The sequence below is a fragment of the Thermofilum pendens Hrk 5 genome (assembly GCF_000015225.1).
Taxonomy (GTDB): Archaea; Thermoproteota; Thermoprotei; order Thermofilales; family Thermofilaceae; genus Thermofilum; species Thermofilum pendens.
Genome location: NC_008698.1, coordinates 627,778 through 645,819, shown reverse-complemented (window position 1 = coordinate 645,819; position 18,042 = coordinate 627,778). Strand labels below are relative to the sequence as shown.

Here is an 18,042-nt window from a genome sequence, read left to right as displayed (position 1 = left end):
AAACCCTTAAAAAACTTGCTTTTACGAGTAGAAGAAAAGAGAGGAAAAATTTAGTCGAACTCAGAGGACTTTTCTTCCTCCTTCTCCTCCTTCTTTTCCTTTTCGCCCTTCTTCTCTTCCAGTTTAGACGCGGAGATTATGTCGTCGATCCTCAGTATCATTGCTGCAGCCTCCGTCGCTACCTTTATTGCATGGTCCTTGACGGTTGCCGGCTCGAAGACTCCGAGTGCGATCATGTCGGTTACTCCACCGTTTACGACGTCAACACCGTAGCTCCACTTCGAGGGATCCTCGTGCGCCGCTCTCAGGTCCGCAATTATGTCTATGGGGTCTAGGCCGGAGTTCTCGGCGAGAGTCCTTGGTATGCTTTCCAGGGCGTTCGCAAATGCTTCTATCGCGAGCTGCTCCTTTCCTCCGACCTCCGGAGCGTACTTTCGAAGCTCCCTCGCGAGCTCAGCCTCGATCGCTCCGCCTCCAGGCACTATGTAGGGATGCTTCAGCACGTCTGCCACCGCGTAGAGCGCATCCTTTATGGATCTCTCGGCCTCGTCGACAGCCCTCTCAAAGCCTCCTCTTACTAGTATTGTTACGCTCTTGGGGTTGGGGCATCCCTCGACGAATACCATCTTCTCGTCTGCAACCTTCCTCTCCTCCACAAGCTCAGCCCTACCGAGAGCCTCAGGCGTAATATCCTCAACCCTAGTAAGAATCCTAGCACCAGTAGCCCTAGCAAGCTTCTCCATATCACTCTTCTTCACACGCCTAACAGCAAGAATACCAGCCTTAGCCAAGTAGTACTGAGCAACATCATCAATACCCTTCTGACAGAAAACAACATTAGCACCACTCTCCTTAATCTTCTCGACCATGTCTCTGAGTATCTTCTCCTCCTCCTCGAGGAACTGGTGCATCTGGTCCGGCGAGGAGATCCTAATCTCCGCGTCTATCTCCGTCTTCTCTACTTCCAGCGGGGCGTCTAGAAGGGCTATCTTCGCGTTCGTAACCCTCTTAGGCATACCCGGGTGCACAACCTCCTTGTCGACGACTATGCCGTATATGAGCTGTGTATCCAGGAATGCTCCTCCCTTCTTCTTGATTATCTGAATGTTGTCGATATCAACGACATACTTGCCGTTAACTACCTCGGCTACCTGTTTAACGGCTTTAACCGCTATGTCTGCGAAGTAGTCCCTTAGGGCGGCTACCGCCTTACTCCGCATGGACGTCGCTGCTACTTTCTTCAAGGTCTCCGTGTCGTTAAGGTCTACCTTTATCGCCTTGGAGGCCAGAATTTCGCGGGCCTTCTCCGCAGCCTTCTTGTAGCCGCTGACGATTATTGTTGGGTGTATGTTCTTTTCGAGGAGCTTCTCGGCCTCCTTTAGAAGTTCTCCTGTCAGCACAACAGCGGTCGTAGTGCCGTCTCCGACTTCTTTGTCCTGTGCTTTTGCTACCTCGACCATCAGCTTAGCGATCGGGTGCTGTACGTCCATCTCGTCTAGGATTGTTGCACCGTCGTTGGAGACCGTTATGTCTCCGAGAGTGTCGATAAGCATCTTATCCATGCCTTTAGGACCTAGCGTAGTCTTGACGGTCTCCGCGACTGCTTTCGCGATCATTATGTTGAGGTGAAGCGCTTCGCGCCCGGCCTGGCGCGAAGTACCCTCTTTCAGGATCAACACTGGAACTCCTCCTAGTTGTGCCACCGATGCCATACCACCACCTCCTATAGATGCCATACCTTCTTTCGCCTTCAAGGCTTTAATTATCGCTTCTATAAAAACTTTTCGCGCAAGAAGCGGTTCCGAGTTCCAAGGAACATATGCTAAACCAAAGAAGTGGTGCGGGGGCCGGGATTCGAACCCGGGCAGGCCTTCGCCAGCGGAGCCTAAGTCCGCCCCCTTTGTCCTAGCTCGGGCACCCCCGCTTTCCGGTAGTTAACTCAGCCTCCACCCTTATGAATTTTTTTCGAGTTCAGTTTTTCCTTTACGTGTAAACACGCCGAAGAATTTATGTAACGTGGTGGGGCCGCCGGGATTTGAACCCGGGACCACTCGCTACGCGCGGCGAACCGCGCGCTCCAGCGGTCCGGTCACGGGGTACACCCCCAGGCTGGCTTTAGGGAAGCCTATCCTACCAAGCTAGACTACGGCCCCGGACGTATGCTCATTACACTTTTCGCGTATTTATAAGCTTTTATGCGCAACCCGTGCCGTGCTTGACAAGGAGGCTGGGGGGAAGGAGGCCGGACACCTGTTTCCTGTTGGCCTATTTCCTTAACCTTCTGACTCCAGTTTTTTTGAGTACTTTGTCTCGTGCTTTCTTCAAGCGTTCCAGGAGGCGTGCGGGCGTGCAAAGCAGTTAAGGCGAAGAAAAATCGATCCAGGACGCCCTTCTGTTCACACTCTCACACGGAGGATTAAGCTCTCGCGCGTGCCGACGGGATTTTCTTCTCGACGAAATTCACCAATATGTCGCGGAGGTCCGGTTTGGAGATTTCCTCCAATTCGTACCTTACTCTCACTGCGGGCTTATTCACGTTGAGGTAGAGCAAGAGGTTGCTCGGAGTTCCTAAAACTATTGTATCAGCTTGCACGGAGTTTATCGTTTTCTCTAAGTCCCTTAACTGCTGCTGGCTGTACCCCAGCGCTGGGAGTACGGGTCCGATGTGCGTGTATTTCTCGTAGGCATCTTTAATGGTGCCTACAGCGTAGGGCCTCGGATCGACTACCTCTCGTGCTCCGTACTTCACGGCGGCATAGTAGCCTGCCGCTACGCTTAAACCTCCGTGCGTAACGGTGGGTCCGTCCTCTACTACAAGCACGCGTTTACCACGGATAAGCTCCGGTTTATCCACGTAGAGCTCCGACTTCGCTCTTACTATCACTGCCCGCTCGTTTATCCTTCGGACACTCTTCTCAACAAGGTCTACGCTCTCCGGGCTTACCACGTTAACCTTGTTAACCACTATCACGTCTGCGAGCCTGACGTTTACATAGCCCGGGTACGAAGACACGACGTCCTTCGGTCTAGTCGGGTCAACAACTGTGATGTAGAGATCCGGTTTATAGAAGGGCCAGTCGTTGTTCCCCCCGTCCCACAGCACCAGGTCGGCCTCCTCCTCCGCCCTTCGAAGTATAGCTTCGTAGTCGACGCCCGCATAGACGACGTTGCCAGACTCTATGTGAGGCTCGTACTCCTCCCTCTCTTCTATCGTGCAGTTGTACCTCTCGAGATCCTCCAAGGAGGCAAAACGCTGTACAGCAGACTTTAACAAGTCCCCGTAAGGCATCGGGTGCCTCACTACGACGAACCTTACGCCCAGCTCTCTTAGTACTCTCGCTACCCTCCTGCTAACAGTGCTCTTCCCGGCGCCTGTTCTAGAAGCTGTAACAGCTATGACCGGCTTCCGAGAAGAGATCATCGTCTCGTAGACTCCGGGCAGAACAAACTCGGCGCCCGCCGCTACTACGCGCCCAGCCTTCTCAGCGACCTCCTCTGCCGTCAGGTCGCTGTAGGACAGGAAAACTTTTTCAACGCCGAATTTCTTTATGAGTTCCTCTAGCATGCTTTCCGGGTATATGGGTATACCGTTAGGATACAGCTCGCCGGCAAGCTCCGGCGGGTATACTCTGTTGTCAATAAAAGGTATTTGTGCCGCTGTAAATGCTACAATTTCGTACTCGGGGTTATTCCGGAAGAGAACGTTAAAGTTGTGGAAGTCCCGGCCCGCCGCCCCCATTATAATCGCTTTGACACGTTTACCTCTGAGAGTCATTTGCGGCGCCTAGGAAAATCCTTAATACTTAAATAAATTAATTACCGCGAATATGCTTCAGAGGTAGCCAATGACCTTAGTAAAAAACACGCTGGACATATTTGTAAAATAGCAACGTTATTAAGGCGCGCGGGGATCCTAGTATACGTTATAAATTCAAGTTATTACCCAGAAGCATGCCCTTAACGCTCGTGCGCGAAGTAACCTTAAAAACCTTCTTTTTCCCTTCTTCTTTCTCCCAAGTTTGTAAACGCGGAAGCCCGTTTCTCCACGCGCACAAGTCGGGGAGGACGGGGAGTGCGCGCTGAGTGCTGCGCAGGCGAAAGCAAGGGCAAAGAGAACCGCGATGAGATAGGTCGGGGAGGCTTCGAAACTGATGGAGGCGAGGATTTGGAGCCGAAAAAACCCTTTTTATCCTCACAGGTTGAGCGATGTCACAGCGCGTTAGGCAAATGCTCACGCGTGGGCAAGCCTTATATCCGCACCTAGTCGTAGTTACAGCCGCGCGCAATGTGTAAAAAAGTACTAGTAGATACAAGCGTGTTCATGTATCTTGCAGAGAAAGGCTTAGACCTGCTGGACGTACTTTTCGAGAGAGAAGACGTGTGCCGCGTGGTTGTTCCGAGCGCGGTGCTAAGCGAGCTCAAACATCTCTCGCTTAGCTCGCGTGGGGCGAAGGCAAGAAGAGCCAAGCTAGCACTGAAACTTCTGGAAGAGGTTTTGAAAAGGCATCCAAAGCTCTTCGAAGTTCTTGACTGTGAGGTCGGAAAAGACGTCGATAAATCCCTGGTGAACCTAGCCTTTAAGGAAGGTTACATACTCGCCACGGCCGATAGAAATCTTAAGAAAAACGCTTTGCAAGCTGGGGTTGAGGTGCTCTTCTTAAGGCGATCGACCGGCAGGCTGTCCTGACGCTTTTCACCGCGCGTACGTAGACAGTGTTGGTGAGGCTTCATGGTGAAACTTAAAGTTAGCGAAATATTTAAATACTGCTTCGGCGAAGACTAATTGGAAAGGTTTAAATGGGTTTCGGGCGTGAGAGTATGGTTGAGGAAAGAAAAGAGAACGTTAATCCGGAGGATTCTGAGGAAGAAAGAGAGCTACGATGCCCTAACTGCGGGAGCACCAGGCTAATCTACGATGCTACGAGAGGGGAGATTATATGCGCGAATTGCGGCTACGTGATGAGCGAAAGGGAGATTGACCAAGGAGCGGAGTGGAGGGCATTCACTCCAGAGGAGAGGGAGAAGAGAAGCAGGGTAGGAGCCCCGATCTCCAGGTATGGTGTTGAAAGCCTTGTCACAGATATAGACTGGGGTGGACGGGACGCTGCGGGCCGGGAGATAAGCCTTAGGAAGAGAATCGAGATGCTACGGCTTAGGAAGTGGCAGGTACGCGCCAGAGCTCAGAGCTCAATGGAGAGAAACCTCGCCCAGGCAGTGATAGAGCTTGAGAGGCTGGGAGCACAGCTGGGTCTTCCCAAAGCAGTCCTGGACAGGGCTCTCGACATATACAAGAGCGCACTGGACAGTAACCTGGTACGCGGAAGATCGATCGAGTCCGTGATGGCAGCAGCGGTCTATGCAGCATGCAGAGAGATGCGGCTTCCGAGGACGCTTGACGAGATAGCGCTCTACACCAGAGCAGGCAGGAAGGACGTCGCTCGGTGCTATAGGTTGCTCTTGAGAGAGGCATCCTTAAAGGTGCCCCTACCCAACGCCGCCGACTTCGTGCCGAGAATAGGTTCCCTGCTACGCCTCTCCGGAGCTACGATCAAGAGAGCAATGGAGATAATCGACCAGGCCAGAAACGCTGGTCTAACCGCTGGTAAGGACCCCGCCGGGCTGGCGGCCGCCGCGATATATATCGCGGCGCTTCAGAACGGAGAGATGCGGACACAAAAGGAGGTTGCGAGGGCAGCCAAGGTCACTGAGGTCACCGTGAGGAATAGGTACAAGGAGCTAGTTAAAAAACTCGACATAAAGCTCCCCGTATCTAAGAAGTAGGAATATCGTGACTCGGTTTTTCTTCACAGAGACTCGTGACAGTTAGCATTGTTGCCAGAAGACTTAACAGTCGCAAGATATTACAGTTCAGCAAGCTATCAATAGAAGAAATCGTGAAAAAGAGGGGGAGAAGTATATGCTCGTAGTTGCTGGGCTTGGGCTCTGCGGTACGCGAGATATTTCTGTAGGGCTTTTAAGAGAAGCTGAGGATGCTGACGAGATTTTTCTCGAAACCTATACGAGTGTGTCACCGGGGCTCCGTGTAGAGGACCTTGTCAGCGTGCTGGGGCGGGGGGTCAAGCTGGTAACTAGGAAAGACTTAGAGGATGAAAGCGCTAGGACTGTACTGGAGGTAGCCGCACGAGGTAAAGCTTTGCTGTTAACCATCGGGAATCCACTAATCGCGACGACGCATTCCTCAATAGTCGTGGAGGCTGCGAAAAGAGGCATCAAGGTTAGGGTGCTACCGGCTCCCTCAATTATCGACGGTATCATAGCCTCTACGGGGCTGCACGTGTACAAGTTCGGGCGTGTGGTGAGCTTGGTGTTTCCGGAGGACCCATCTCTGAAGAACTACCCGTATACACCGTACAGCGTTCTAAAGGACAATGTTTCAAGAGGACTCCATACGATCTTTCTATTGGACATAAGGGCTGACGAGGGGAGGTACATGCTTTTCCGCGAAGCTAGCGAACTGTTACTGAGGTTAGAGGAGAGGTTTCAGGAAAACGTCGTAGACGAGAATACTCTCGTTATAGGCGTTGCTAGGGCGACTGCCGAGGACGAGAAGGTATTCGCGGGAAGGATCTCTGAGGCCATTAACGCAGACCTGGGAAACGCTCCTCACACCTTGATCGTGCCGGGCGAGCTTCACGACTCCGAAATAGATTTCTTACACTACAAGACTGGAAGACCTGTCGAGGTGTTTAAGTCGTGGAACGCGAAGGTAAATGCGAAGAAAAAGCAGAGCGGTACATCGCCAACGTGGAGAGAGCCTTAGAGAGCCTGAAGGTGGTTCTTCCAGAAGGTGGGGTCGAGGAAACACTGCGACTTGTAAGAGGCTATGTCAGTGACGCAAGGTTCTACTTGGAAAAGGGTGACTGTGAAACATCGATTGCCTGTTCCTCCTACGCCGAAGGGTTGCTCGACGCTCTAAGATTCCTTGGGAGGGTTACGTTCGAATGGCCCTCAGTGCCTTCTCGCCGGAAAAGAGTTCTGGTAGGAGGAGTCTTCGACCTGCTACACCCAGGACACATTTACTTTCTTAGGAGGGCCAGCGAGCTGGGCAACGTATACGTGGTGGTAGCACGCGACAAGACGGTTATCGACACAAAAGGTAGGCAACCCTTGTTTTCGGAGGAAGAACGATTAGAAATGCTTAAAGCGCTCAAGTTTGTCTCCGATGCGTTTCTGGGAGACTATCCCCCGAACTTCGCAAACGCTCTTAGAAGGGTTAAACCGGACATAGTGTTCCTGGGTGCAGATCAGGGAGGGCTTCTACCTATCGTTGAGAAGGCTGTTCAGGAAGCCGGGCTAAACGTAGAGATAAAAGTGCTAGACAAAAGACTGAATGACTACTCGTCGACAAAGTACAAGTCACTACTGCTGTAGCGCGCGGAGAGGTACCGGCATCCTCGTAGCACACAGTTACCCTTTTGAATACCGGCAACACTGTTGAAAAAGGGGAATGTATTGGCGCACGCCTACTTTGCCGGGCTTCAACTGCAGGGTAGGTGGGGTGTAAGCAGCGACGACGTGCTTCTCGCAAGGGCCCTCGGCGAGGGGCTGGGAAGCTACGAGGCACCGCCTATACTCTTTCTTCCCACGGTAACATACGGCGTGGGCAACGTTGGGGGTGAGCGGACAACGAGGGTTTACATCGCTAGGTACCGCTCGCCTGGTGATTACTTGGCGTTAACAAGACCGCTTTATCTCGATGCCGACACGGCATTCAGGCTGGCTGAAAGTATACGGGCACGTTTACCTTCAACGAAGATAGTTGCCTCTATTGCTACGCCGAAGCTCTCAGAGTTACGAGCGCTGGCTTCAAGCTTCTCCAAGGCTGTTGACGCCTTCGAAGTAGACCTCGGAGTTCTCGGCATTCTGTACGGCCAGCGGAAAAGTTTCGAGGCGTTCGCCCTCGACATAGTGGAGGAGTTCGTATCGGCGGCACCTAGTCCAGTCGTCGTGAAGGTCTCCCCCGGCGTACCCCTATCCGACGCGTTCCTCAAACTCCTGGTCGATGCCGGTGTAGGAGGAATAGTCTTCTCTCCCCACCCGGTGTACGCCGTGGGTAAGAGTTTGTTTCGAGTGCACTCGCCTCTTCTCTCGGAAGTGTACTCCCTGATATGGGCGCGCCTAATCACAGAGCTAAACGTTTCAACGGCGATTGTAAGCGATAAGCCGTTGGAGGAGATAAAGGAGCATGACCCTATAACGGCGTTCGACATTGTGTTATTTGATACCGCGCTCATGTTTAAGCACTTGAAGATAGCAGGCACGGTGGAGAACGACCTCCCATTGAACTGGCGTAGTATAGCTACAGGGCTCCTCCCCTCCGTCACTCTATCCGAGGAGGAGGTTTGCGCGGACGTATGTCCCTACGGCGCCTTAAACCCGTTGAGTGCGGGGGAAACAACAGACGCCGTAGCGGACAGTAGGTGCGACTTCTGCGGACTCTGTCTATCTCTGTGTAGAACAGCGAGGCTCGTGCGGGTTCTCTCTCCAGAGTAGCTTGCGCTTCCAGCCCGAAGGCTTTTACCACTATTCTTGTATCAGGCACTAACCCCCTCGTTGAGGTCGTCCATTCTGAGGAAAAAGTACCTTAGAGCCTCCTCCTCGCTGTTCACTCCCAGAAACTCCTTCGAAAATATTTGCGCAATCTGTTTCATGTTGCTCGTCGCCTCTGCGAGGCTGAGATTTAGCTCTTGGCACGTCAGATGCCAGCTCTTCGCCTGCAAGATCTTGGAGACCAGTAGAAGCTCCTGTAGCTCGCTTAGAGAGGGCTTTTTCTTGGATAGGAAGTATAGGCGCGTCATTATACCTACCACGTCGATGCAGTTCTCAAGCGTCATGTCGCTCCACGCATACGTCAGGAAGCGTGCAAGCTGTAGCTTGGTTAGGTTGACTTTTACCTCGAAACTCGGGGTAGACTTTAGAAGAAGAAGCGCTACCTCAGGTTCTAAGTCGAAGTAAGGCGATGCCAGCGAGCCTAGAAGCTTTTGCTTGAACTCTTTGGCTATCACGTCGACTATTCTTTTAGCCTTCTCGCTTAAAGGCTTTACAACTATGACCGTATATTCTCCGCTTACAGGGTTCTTTTCAGGGCTCATGTGAACTGGTATATAGCCGTTCTTAAGCCAGAACTTAAGGAGCTCGTAGGTAACCCCGAAGCCCGCGCCTACCCAGTCGTAACCGTTTCTGCGTGCCTCCTCCTCTAGCCTGCTAAGGGCAAAGCTACCGAGACCTTTCCCCATAACGGAGGGGTGCGTCGCTATCCTCACGACGCGTATCCCTCTTAGATTGCCGAAGTCGAGTATCTTGTAGTGTTTTATGAGCCGGTCGGGTATGATGTTACCCATTAGCCACGCCCCCTTCGCCGACTCCTTGGAGAGGTCTTCTCCGAGGTTCCCTTCGGACGCCAGCTCCAACGAGACTACAATCTTACCGTTCTTCAGCCTAACCATGCGCAGGAAGTGGTGCGGTGCGTCCATCATTATGCCTAGGTCGTTGGGGTTGTTCCTGTAGTGCGCCATGATGTATATCCCGAAGAACTGCCTAAGCTCCTCCTCGTTCTTTAGGAAAAGCTCCTCCTCGTTTGGCGCGTCGTAGTAAACTTCTCCGGCGCTTACCAGTGAGAGATCGTCCTCCGTTATCTCGCACGGTTCCGCGTCCAGCAACAGTAAGTCGAAAGTCCACTTCTCTATTGGGTCCTCCGGAGCGTAGCGTATGGGCTCCGACATTTCGTACTCGTAAAGCTTTACACCTTCCTCGTTCTTCAAGCGCTTGAGGAATCTCAGCGAGAAACCCCTGCCGGCTCCCTCGTAGCCGTGTATCGTAGAGGAGTAGACAACCTTGTTGAACCGCTTCAGCATTTTGAAGAGGAGAGGTACGGGTATCGAGGCGGCTTCGTCCACTACGAGCAAGTCGCCCTTAGCCTTCAAAACGTCTAGGGGCGTCACGTACTCTATTTCGATGCCTTTAGACAACAACTTGGTTATCATACCGGACTCGTCCTCTAGCACCTCCACCTTGTGCTTGAAGAGGTCCAGGACGGCTGCCGAGAAGCGGAACACTTCCTGGACGTTCGTCACCGCGGGCGCCGTTACGACAACCTTGCATTTACCCTTCGCCCTTCTAAGCCTGTGGGCCAGCCAGCCAACCCCTAGACCCACGGCTGAGGACTTCCCCCTGCCCCTATCCGCCGTTAGAACGAATACGAGCTTCTCCTTCTCCGCCTTTGCGTAGAAGTGTTCGAAGATCTTAAGTACCTCTACCTGGTCCTGCGTTAGAGCAAGGTTGAAGACCTTCACCGGTATTTTGCTCTTCTGCGGTAGTACTGGCTTAGGTCTAGCGTACGGTGTGGAGGGGGTCTTCCCGAACTTCTTGACCCAGTACCTGTTATCCGCGTCGTAGACGGCTACTCCCTGGTGTTCCATCACCTTTTTTATGAAGCGCTTCTCGAAGTACCTCTTAAGATCCTTATCCGTGTAGCCAGGAACTATCAGGTTGCTCTGAAACCTTGTGACCGTTTCTAAGAGACGCGTAAAGGATGGAAGCAGGAAGATGTAAAGCCCGCCTCCTTCAACGACCCCCATTACCCTGCCAAGGTCGTTCGGCTCAAGGTTGTTCACGAGGTCCGCCACAGCGGCGGCGTAAGTCCTCCCTAGAACCTCGTCCAACTTGTGGTACGACACGTAGTCCACGGAAAGCTCGCGAGGAACACCTTTCTCAAAAAGTTCTTTGCGCATAGCGCCGTCCGAGTAGAAGGCGTGGTAGGTGTACAGCACCTTCTCTCCTGACAACAGGTCTTTAACATTGTATATGAAGTCCAGAGCTGTGGTGACGAGCCTCGAGTCGTCGTCCCCGGTTATCACTAAGAGCCTTCTATGCCTACTCTTCCTAGCCTTGACTAGCTCTTCGCGCACCTCGTCTAGGTGCTCCAAGGGGACTAACGGCATACCAGAACCCCCGATAAAAGAGCATGCTTGGCTTATAAGCGTGTACGCGCTCGCGCGCCGCGGGCGCGCGACTCAGAAGCCTTGTCTCGCCGGCTCTACGGGTTTTACCAGCTCTCGTAGAAGGGTGGTAGCATAGGCTCCCTTGTTTAGTACGAATGTAAGCTCGTAGTCGTTTCCGAAGACCCGGACATTCAGAGCATGGGGCACTAGGGAGGCGTACCTATAGGTCCCCGCGGATGATGCTTCGGGGATTTGCTTCACCCTGAACATAGAGACGTCGATTCCCTCTTCTCTCAGTAACTCGCGCTCTATCTCGCCGACGACTCCGTGCGAAAGGTTGCTGTTGTACCCGAACACGGGGAGTAGGAGTACTGCAAAGCCCTCGTCTATCCACCGTTTCACCTTCTCCACGTTGGCGTCGTTTACCTTCAACACCCCTGTGACTTCGCCTCCTCTCTTTTCTCTGAATATCCCAACCGTGTCGCCGGGAACGGGGTAGTAGTAGGAAAGACCCCTCTCTATCCTCTTGCTGAGCAACTTGTTGAAAAGGTAGGCCTGGTAAGCCCCGATGAAGAGTTTCTTCACGTAGGGCGAAACCGCGCGCAAAGCCCCCACGTAGTCGCCCGGATGCCTGGCCAAGTGCCTCAGAACAGCTCTCTCGCTCTTCAGAGACTTGGGGAAGAGCTCCAACGCCTTGAGGGGGTCGCCGCTCTCTGAGAGGAAAAGGCGGGCCCTCCTTGACACTTGAGACTCCCCCGGGAAGACCTTGTATATCAGCTCTTCGACCGCCTCCTTAAACTCTCCTAAGAGTATCATCCTGCCGACTACGTGCGTGACCGGCCTTACGGTGCCGAATCTTTGGTAGCCGTAGTAGTTGGGTACAGCCTTCTTCTCCTTCAACTCGCGCAGCAAGGCCTCTAAACACTCCAGGCACTCTGCACCCCGCACTTTCACGTTAAAGAAGTTGCCGTAGAGCATGCCGGGCTTCAACGCGAAGGGCCTCCTGAAGGGGCAGTGTAGCTTAACGCGCTTGTGCGACAGGTTGAACTCCTCTATTGATTCCATTTTGACCTCTCCGGGTATGGAGATGAACTGGTACGTAACTGCCGACGTATCCTTGAGACCCGCGATACCTACATCCCGCAACTTTAGCCCAAAAAACCTGGCAACAGCTCTCGCTGCACTCACAGTGTCTATTTTCCTCTTCTCGAGCACCAACCAGGTGAACTCGCCGGCTCCCTCCGCGTACTTACACTCTGGAGAAGCTACTTCCCCGTCGATAGATATCTCCCTTACGATGAAGTCGTCGAGCGAGCTTCTAAGCTTCCCACCTGTACCAGCACCGTCTAAACCGTAGTACTCCAGGCCTAGCAGCCTGTCGAGCTGGCTATCCGCGCGACGCGCCACGCGATTAAGAAGCTCGGGGCATTATAGTCTTTTCTCGCGTGTCGCGTGTCCTTAGGAGGAAAACGCGCAGATTCACTATAGCAACTTCAGGTGCCCAGTTACCTTGTCGATGATTTCTTCGTCTGCGGGTCCTATTCCCACGGCCGTGGGCGTGCCTGGAGGAAGCTGAGTTAACCCTTTATCCTCTACTAGGACGGCTACGAGCCCGAGCTCCAATGCTTTTCTATACACGCTTAGTAGTTCCTCCTCGCTGTCAACTCTAACGACGATCTTCCTCTGCCCCTCCTCGACCCACCTCTCCACGATTTCCCTATTCCTCTTAAGGGTCTCAAGCACAGCCGAGACTGATGCATGGCACCCCTGAGCGACCATCTTTCCCTTCCCCATATCAAGGTCGCGTCTCAGCACTATGACCTGCTTGAGAGATCCCATACGTACCTTAAAAGAAAAAGGTGTTTTTAAGCACTCTTATGCTAGGCCCTCTTGTAGCCTATCTTCCTCAAGAACTCTACTCTCTTCTTCTTGTCTTCCTCGGACTCGACGCCGACAACTGTGAAGCCGTCGATTACTCCCATAACCCCCCTCCCTTGCTGGGTCTCCGCCACGATTACTTGAACGGGATTAGCTGTTGCACAAAAGATACTGGCTACTTCCTGGACGTTTTTGAGCTGGTTCAAGACGTTTATCGGCCAAGCGTCCCGGATAAACAAAACGAAAACATGCCCGGCGCCTATACGCTTCGCCGCATCTATAGCTGCCTCGATGAGCTCGGGGTCATTCCCGTCGTAGCGTACCAGCCTGTCACCCGAAGCTTCGTTGAAGGCCAGCCCAAACTTTACTCCGGGCACGCTCGTAGATACAGCCTCAGCTATGTCCTCCACGCTCTTAATGAAGTGCGTTTGGCCGATAATCACGTTCGACTTGGACGGGAGCTTCACATCTACAACCTCGAATTTCAGCTCCATACCCCTCTCCTCCATCTTTAACTGGGCTCGTCTAGATAGAAATCTTTTTCTTCCATGTTTCCGCGTGCGTATGCTGTAGCGTAGAGGTGTGCGAGTCTCAGAGGTTCAGGCAACCTTAACCCTCTCTTTGTAAACATTCTAACTATCCACACTGCTGTGTTTAGGCTGATTTTGTGACCTATGCTGACAAAGACCGGCTTTGAACGCTCGGAGGTTTTGACAGCCATTCCGAGAACCTCTCCGCGATAGAGCACGGGCGCTACGCCGCTCTTCCAGCTCCCCACTTCTCCGACTAGAAGCTTCTTCGCTACGCCGATCGTTGGCTTGTCCACGAGCACTCCGAGGTGACACGCGAAGCCCGCCTTGAATGGGTGGAGCCTCCCGTTTCCGTCGACAAGCAACACGTCGGGCTCGGACTTTAACCTTTTCAGCGCCGTGTACGCCGGCCAAACCTCCCTGAAAGCTAGCAGCGTAGGCACGTAGGGGAACCTGACCTCTGTACGTGTAACAGAGTAGTCGACGACAGAGAAAGAGGGATACTCGACGACTACGGCCGCCGCAAATGCGTAGTCTCCCTTAAAGGCTACATCCACGCCCGCGGCTCTGCGAACGCTCTCCGGGAGAGAGTCCTCCTCTAAGACCATCCTAGCTATAGCTAGCTGCGCACGCCTAGCCCTCTCCAAGGAGAAGTTCTCGGGTAGTCTATGGACCCTCATCTTCCCTTCATCGCTTCCAGCAACCTCTCTATTCGCTGCGCCAGGTCCCTGCTACGCTCGAAGAAGAGTACGTCGTTCCTCGTGTTTTCTAGTATCACGCGCGCAACGTCTACCTTGTGCCGTAACCCGGGAACGAGGGCCTCCGGGTAGGAGAATTTCCCGAGCTCTACGTAGATCTCCTCCATGAACTCGAGTATGCTCCAGGCTTTATCCACCATTCCTTCGCGTAGAATGTTCAACACGTACCTGCGGAGCTCTCCCACGAGGTCCCCAAGGCCGGCTAGGTAGGCCTGAGGCTCTACGAGTAGCTCTTCGAAACCGGGTAGACCTTCGCCGGCGAGCAGGGACGCCAGTAGAGACGCTTCGACGTACTCCGTTTGCGCGTTCAGTACGCCGCCCGAGTAGTAGAGCTGGGGGTGTGTCTGTTTAAGCTCATAGAGCTCCTTGATAAGCTCCCTCGCCCTCTCCAGCTCAGTGCCGGCTTTTCCCAGATCCCCGTGGTGAAGCGCAAAGATAGCTTCTCGAGCTCTACGGGTAATCTCCCGAGTGACTACCAACATCTTCTCCCTTTGAGCGTCGAGCTCGTCCAGCTCCTTTGCGATCAGCGCAAGCTCAGCCTTCATTTTCTCGGAATACTCCTCCACGGTAACCTTAAACTCGCATAAGTTACAAAAATATAGCGTCGCGCGCTACGTAAGGTTGACTCTGAATGGCAGAGCAGTTGAAGCGCGCAGGGGATGTGGCTAGAGAGGCGTTAAAATTAGCGGTTGATATATCGCATGAAGGAGTCCCACTAATCGAAATAGCGGAGAGAGTTGAAGAGTTCATAAGGTCTCGGGGAGCTCTCCCGGCGTTTCCAGTAAACCTTTCCATAAACCAGGTGGCGGCTCACTATACTCCCTCGAGTAACGACGAACTGAGAGTGCCTAAAGGCTCCGTGCTTAAAATAGACGTAGGCGTACACGTCGATGGCTACATAGCTGACTGCGCCGTGACCGTCGTCCAAAGCGGGGAGTACCGGCGGCTAGCATTAGCGGCGTTCGAGGCCCTCAAAAGTGCTGCCTTGGCGCTGAAGCCTAGGAGTACCGCGTACGACGTCGGCAAGGTTGTTGAAGGCGCGATACGCAAGTACGGCTACAAGCCTATAGAGAATCTCACCGGGCATAAGATTGAAAGGTACAATCTCCACGCTGGGAAGAGTATACCCAACGTTGCCAGATATGAGTACAGGCTCGTGGGCATAAACATCGGCGAGGTTTACGCGGTAGAGCCGTTCGCGACGAACGGCGTGGGACAGGTTATCGACAGTGGGTGGAGCAATATCTACAGGGTGGTCTCCGTTAGGAGGATTTCCAGGGAGAAAGACCTAAACGACGTGCTAGAGGCGCTTTGGAAGGAGTTCAAGGGCCTCCCGTTCGCAGAGAGGTGGGTTTCGAGAATGGGGTTCAGCGAGAAGGAGCTACGAGGTCTCGTGGAGAGTAAAAGGGTGTACCACTACCCACGATTGGTAGAGGCTGGTGGTGGGCTTGTGTCGCAGTTCGAAGACACGTTTATCGTGGATCAGGATTCCGCGAAGCCGATAGTAGGAGTAATCGAGAGCTTTGCGGAGCTAGTAGTTTGACGCAGAATGATTTTTAGCTTAGTAGGTAAAGAATTACTTTGGATGATGACGGGTATCAAAGCCGAGCGTATGCAATGAGCTGTGAATTCTCAGCTGACCTTTGGAGAAGTCTCTCAGCTAAGCATCCTCCTAAACTCCTCGGATATCCTCTTGTACCTTTCTATGTCCTCTTTAGTGACACTCGGCTTTACTATTTGTAGAGCTTGTTCGAAGTGCCGCTTCGTCACCTTAGTCGGTTTTCCAGCTTCTCGGAGTGCCGCGAGGGCTGCCTCCTTGCATACTGCCGCGAGGTCTGCGCCTGTGTATCCTTCTGTTTTTCTCGCTATTTCTGCTAGGTCTACGTCTTCGGCTAGAGGCATTCTCCTAGTGTGAACCTTGAGTATCTCGAGTCTAGCCTTCTCGTCTGGTGGAGGCACGTAGATCAACCTATCAAACCTGCCAGGCCTCAGCAAAGCAGGATCAATAATGTCAGGCCTATTAGTAGCAGCAATAACAACAACACCCTCAAGCCTCTCCAAACCATCCATCTCAGTCAAAAGCTGATTGACAATTCTGTCCGTAACGCCCGAGTCAAACCTCTGTCCCCTCCTTGGCACGATAGAGTCTATTTCGTCGAAGAATATCACGCATGGGGCCGCCTGCCTCGCCTTTCTGAATATCTCGCGTACAGCTTTTTCGCTTTCGCCAACCCACTTGCTCAGGATCTCCGGTCCCTTAACGCCTATGAAATTCGCCTCGCTCTCTGTTGCTACGGCTTTTGCTAGGAGGGTCTTACCGGTACCCGGAGGACCGTAGAGCAGTATACCCTTCGGAGGATCGATGCCCATTTCGCGGAAGTACTCTGGGTGCCTTAACGGCAACTCGACAGCCTCTCTTAGTTGTTGCTTGACGTCTTCCAGCCCTCCGATGTCGTCCCAGTGGACCTCTGGAACCTCTATGTAGACCTCTCGTAAGGCGCTCGGTTGCACATCTTTCAGGGCCTGCATGAAGTCTTCCCGCGTGACTTTCAGCTCCTTTAGTATCTCCGTTGGGATCTTTTCACTCTCGATGTCGATCTTCGGAAGGAATCTTCTCAGCGCGTGCATAGCGGCTTCGCGGCAAAGCGCTGCGAGGTCAGCACCGGTGAAGCCGTGCGTAATCTCCGCGAGCTCGTCTAGATTGACGTCCTCTGCTAGTGGCATGTTTCTCGTATGCACCTGTAGTATCTCCCGCCTGGCCCTCTTGTCGGGGACGGGGAACGCTATCTCCCTGTCGAAGCGGCCGGGCCTTCTAAGCGCAGGGTCTATGTCGTCGGGCCTGTTCGTGGCGGCTATGACTATCACTTGCCCTCTCTCCTTGAGCCCGTCCATTAGTGCTAGTAGCTGTGCTACTACTCTTTTTTCTACTTCTCCTGTGACTTCTTCTCTCTTGGGGGCTATGGCGTCTATCTCGTCGATAAAGATAATCGCAGGAGCGTTCTTCGTCGCTTCCTCGAATATCTCTCTGAGTCTCTGCTCGCTCTCACCGTAGAACTTACTCATAATCTCCGGGCCATTAATAGCTATGAAATACGCGCCAGTCTCGTTCGCCACAGCCTTCGCTAGGAGGGTCTTACCGGTACCCGGAGGACCGTAGAAGAGAACACCCTTCGGGGGCTCTATGCCCAGGTGCTTGAAGAGCTCTGGGTGCCTTAACGGCAACTCAACCATCTCCCTAATCTTCTGCTTAGCCTCCTCCAAGTCCCCTATGTCCTCGTAGGTTATGCGAGGTATGCCTATCTCTCCACTGACAGGTTCCGCCCGAATGGTGATCTCCGTGTCCTCCGTGATCTGCACGGCCTGCGCTGGCATCGTGGTGACGACTGTTAGCTGGAGCGCAGTACTGAATATCGGTATCTCTACTACGTCTCCCCTAATCACCGGGCGCCCTATTAGCTTGCTCTTCACGTACTCTACAAGGTCCGGCGTAACCTCTAGGCCTATGCGGTACGAGGGTGCGAGAACCACTCTCTTGGCGGGAGCAACCTTGGCCTTCCTAACCTTTACGGTATCCCCTATGCCTACGCCGGCGTTCTTTCTTATTAGGCCGTCCATCCTTATTATCCCGGCTCCCTCGTCCTCCAGCGCTTGAGGCCACACGATGGCTACTGTCACCTTTTTCCCTTCGATTTCGACTATGTCCCCCGGCTCTACTCCCAGTTTTGCCATTGCATTCCTGTCTATCCTAACTATGCCTCTTCCAACGTCCCTTGAACGAGCCTCCGCAACCCTCAAAACAACCTCACTCGACATTGTTCTCGCGTTTTACCTTAAGCAGGATCTAAATATGCGTTTTGTCGCGTACGTTGCACGCGTGTTGCCAGAAGAGGCCGAGCACTACCCCCAGACGCCCCA

15 protein-coding genes and 2 tRNA genes are annotated in these 18,042 nt (G+C 53.2%); 6 read left to right on the top strand and 11 right to left on the bottom strand.

Translation table 11 applies throughout. The features are described from left to right. Positions 1–50: 50 nt before the first annotated feature. The 4 genes from thsB to TPEN_RS03575 all read right to left on the bottom strand — a co-directional run bounded on the left by thsB (position 51) and on the right by TPEN_RS03575 (position 3,775). On the bottom strand, positions 51–1,712 hold the full coding sequence (thsB, locus tag TPEN_RS03585; RefSeq protein ID WP_011752360.1) for a thermosome subunit beta: 1,662 nt from the start codon (positions 1,710–1,712) through the stop codon (positions 51–53). A gap of 124 nt (positions 1,713–1,836) precedes the next feature. Next, positions 1,837–1,924 (bottom strand) — tRNA-Leu (locus TPEN_RS03580). A gap of 93 nt (positions 1,925–2,017) precedes the next feature. Next, positions 2,018–2,153, bottom strand: a tRNA-Pro gene (locus TPEN_RS09950). Between the two features lie 263 nt (positions 2,154–2,416). Further along, positions 2,417–3,775 carry a cyclic 2,3-diphosphoglycerate synthase gene (locus tag TPEN_RS03575; protein ID WP_011752359.1) on the bottom strand — a complete coding sequence of 453 codons (1,359 nt, stop codon included), beginning with the start codon at positions 3,773–3,775 and terminating at the stop codon, positions 2,417–2,419. 510 nt (positions 3,776–4,285) lie between these two features. Between TPEN_RS03575 and TPEN_RS03570 the strand changes: the two genes are divergently transcribed. The 5 genes from TPEN_RS03570 to TPEN_RS03550 all read left to right on the top strand — a co-directional run bounded on the left by TPEN_RS03570 (position 4,286) and on the right by TPEN_RS03550 (position 8,514). Then, positions 4,286–4,687 carry a type II toxin-antitoxin system VapC family toxin gene (locus tag TPEN_RS03570; protein ID WP_011752358.1) on the top strand — a complete coding sequence of 134 codons (402 nt, stop codon included), beginning with the start codon at positions 4,286–4,288 and terminating at the stop codon, positions 4,685–4,687. Positions 4,688–4,818: 131 nt separating this feature from the next. Next, positions 4,819–5,781: a transcription initiation factor IIB gene (locus TPEN_RS03565; RefSeq protein ID WP_052885102.1), complete on the top strand. Its 963-nt coding sequence runs from the start codon at positions 4,819–4,821 to the stop codon at positions 5,779–5,781. Positions 5,782–5,917: 136 nt separating this feature from the next. Next, on the top strand, positions 5,918–6,781 hold the full coding sequence (gene dph5, locus TPEN_RS03560; protein ID WP_011752356.1) for a diphthine synthase: 864 nt from the start codon (positions 5,918–5,920) through the stop codon (positions 6,779–6,781). Next, positions 6,766–7,392: a DUF357 domain-containing protein gene (locus TPEN_RS03555; protein ID WP_187146351.1), complete on the top strand. Its 627-nt coding sequence runs from the start codon at positions 6,766–6,768 to the stop codon at positions 7,390–7,392. The genes dph5 and TPEN_RS03555 overlap by 16 nt, the downstream gene beginning before the upstream one ends. Positions 7,393–7,473: 81 nt before the next feature. Further along, on the top strand, positions 7,474–8,514 hold the full coding sequence (locus TPEN_RS03550) for an ATP-binding protein (RefSeq protein WP_011752354.1): 1,041 nt from the start codon (positions 7,474–7,476) through the stop codon (positions 8,512–8,514). Between the two features lie 41 nt (positions 8,515–8,555). Here the strand turns inward: TPEN_RS03550 and TPEN_RS03545 are convergent, their stop codons facing one another. The 6 genes from TPEN_RS03545 to TPEN_RS03520 form a co-directional block, all read right to left on the bottom strand. Beyond that, positions 8,556–10,961, bottom strand: a complete 2,406-nt coding sequence (locus tag TPEN_RS03545) for a tRNA(Met) cytidine acetyltransferase TmcA (RefSeq protein WP_011752353.1) — start codon at positions 10,959–10,961, stop codon at positions 8,556–8,558. Between the two features lie 72 nt (positions 10,962–11,033). Then, a complete protein-coding gene (gene truD / locus TPEN_RS03540; protein ID WP_011752352.1) occupies positions 11,034–12,368 on the bottom strand; it encodes a tRNA pseudouridine(13) synthase TruD in 1,335 nt (444 codons plus the stop codon). Positions 12,369–12,443: 75 nt separating this feature from the next. Continuing rightward, positions 12,444–12,800: a peptidyl-tRNA hydrolase Pth2 gene (pth2, locus tag TPEN_RS03535; RefSeq protein ID WP_011752351.1), complete on the bottom strand. Its 357-nt coding sequence runs from the start codon at positions 12,798–12,800 to the stop codon at positions 12,444–12,446. Positions 12,801–12,841: 41 nt separating this feature from the next. Beyond that, positions 12,842–13,333, bottom strand: coding sequence for an adenosine-specific kinase (locus tag TPEN_RS03530; RefSeq protein WP_011752350.1), 492 nt, complete (start codon positions 13,331–13,333; stop codon positions 12,842–12,844). Positions 13,334–13,350: 17 nt separating this feature from the next. Continuing rightward, positions 13,351–14,049, bottom strand: coding sequence for an endonuclease V (locus TPEN_RS03525; RefSeq protein ID WP_011752349.1), 699 nt, complete (start codon positions 14,047–14,049; stop codon positions 13,351–13,353). After that, positions 14,046–14,693 carry a translin family protein gene (locus tag TPEN_RS03520; protein WP_148677919.1) on the bottom strand — a complete coding sequence of 216 codons (648 nt, stop codon included), beginning with the start codon at positions 14,691–14,693 and terminating at the stop codon, positions 14,046–14,048. Before TPEN_RS03520 ends, TPEN_RS03525 begins: the two co-directional genes overlap by 4 nt. Before the next feature lie 65 nt (positions 14,694–14,758). Here TPEN_RS03520 and map point away from each other — a divergent pair, with 65 nt between their 5' ends. After that, positions 14,759–15,670 carry a type II methionyl aminopeptidase gene (gene map, locus TPEN_RS03515; protein ID WP_011752347.1) on the top strand — a complete coding sequence of 304 codons (912 nt, stop codon included), beginning with the start codon at positions 14,759–14,761 and terminating at the stop codon, positions 15,668–15,670. A 113-nt stretch (positions 15,671–15,783) separates the two neighbouring features. Here map and TPEN_RS03510 read toward each other — a convergent pair whose 3' ends face one another. Continuing rightward, the gene (locus TPEN_RS03510; protein ID WP_011752346.1) at positions 15,784–17,940 is read right to left on the bottom strand and encodes a CDC48 family AAA ATPase; all 2,157 of its coding nucleotides are present in this window, start codon (positions 17,938–17,940) and stop codon (positions 15,784–15,786) included. Between the last annotated feature and the right edge of the window lie 102 nt (positions 17,941–18,042).

Excerpts from the sequence above, each read along its gene's own strand:
- map (WP_011752347.1), top strand. The coding sequence starts at position 14,759 with ATGGCAGAGCAGTTGAAGCGCGCAGGGGATGTGGCTAGAGAGGCGTTA.
- TPEN_RS03570 (WP_011752358.1), top strand. The coding sequence starts at position 4,286 with ATGTGTAAAAAAGTACTAGTAGATACAAGCGTGTTCATGTATCTTGCA.
- TPEN_RS03575 (WP_011752359.1), bottom strand. The coding sequence starts at position 3,775 with ATGACTCTCAGAGGTAAACGTGTCAAAGCGATTATAATGGGGGCGGCG.
- TPEN_RS03525 (WP_011752349.1), bottom strand. The coding sequence starts at position 14,049 with ATGAGGGTCCATAGACTACCCGAGAACTTCTCCTTGGAGAGGGCTAGG.
- TPEN_RS03565 (WP_052885102.1), top strand. The coding sequence starts at position 4,819 with ATGGTTGAGGAAAGAAAAGAGAACGTTAATCCGGAGGATTCTGAGGAA.
- pth2 (WP_011752351.1), bottom strand. The coding sequence starts at position 12,800 with ATGGGATCTCTCAAGCAGGTCATAGTGCTGAGACGCGACCTTGATATG.
- TPEN_RS03530 (WP_011752350.1), bottom strand. The coding sequence starts at position 13,333 with ATGGAGCTGAAATTCGAGGTTGTAGATGTGAAGCTCCCGTCCAAGTCG.
- thsB (WP_011752360.1), bottom strand. The coding sequence starts at position 1,712 with ATGGCATCGGTGGCACAACTAGGAGGAGTTCCAGTGTTGATCCTGAAA.
- TPEN_RS03545 (WP_011752353.1), bottom strand. The coding sequence starts at position 10,961 with ATGCCGTTAGTCCCCTTGGAGCACCTAGACGAGGTGCGCGAAGAGCTA.
- dph5 (WP_011752356.1), top strand. The coding sequence starts at position 5,918 with ATGCTCGTAGTTGCTGGGCTTGGGCTCTGCGGTACGCGAGATATTTCT.
- TPEN_RS03510 (WP_011752346.1), bottom strand. The coding sequence starts at position 17,940 with ATGTCGAGTGAGGTTGTTTTGAGGGTTGCGGAGGCTCGTTCAAGGGAC.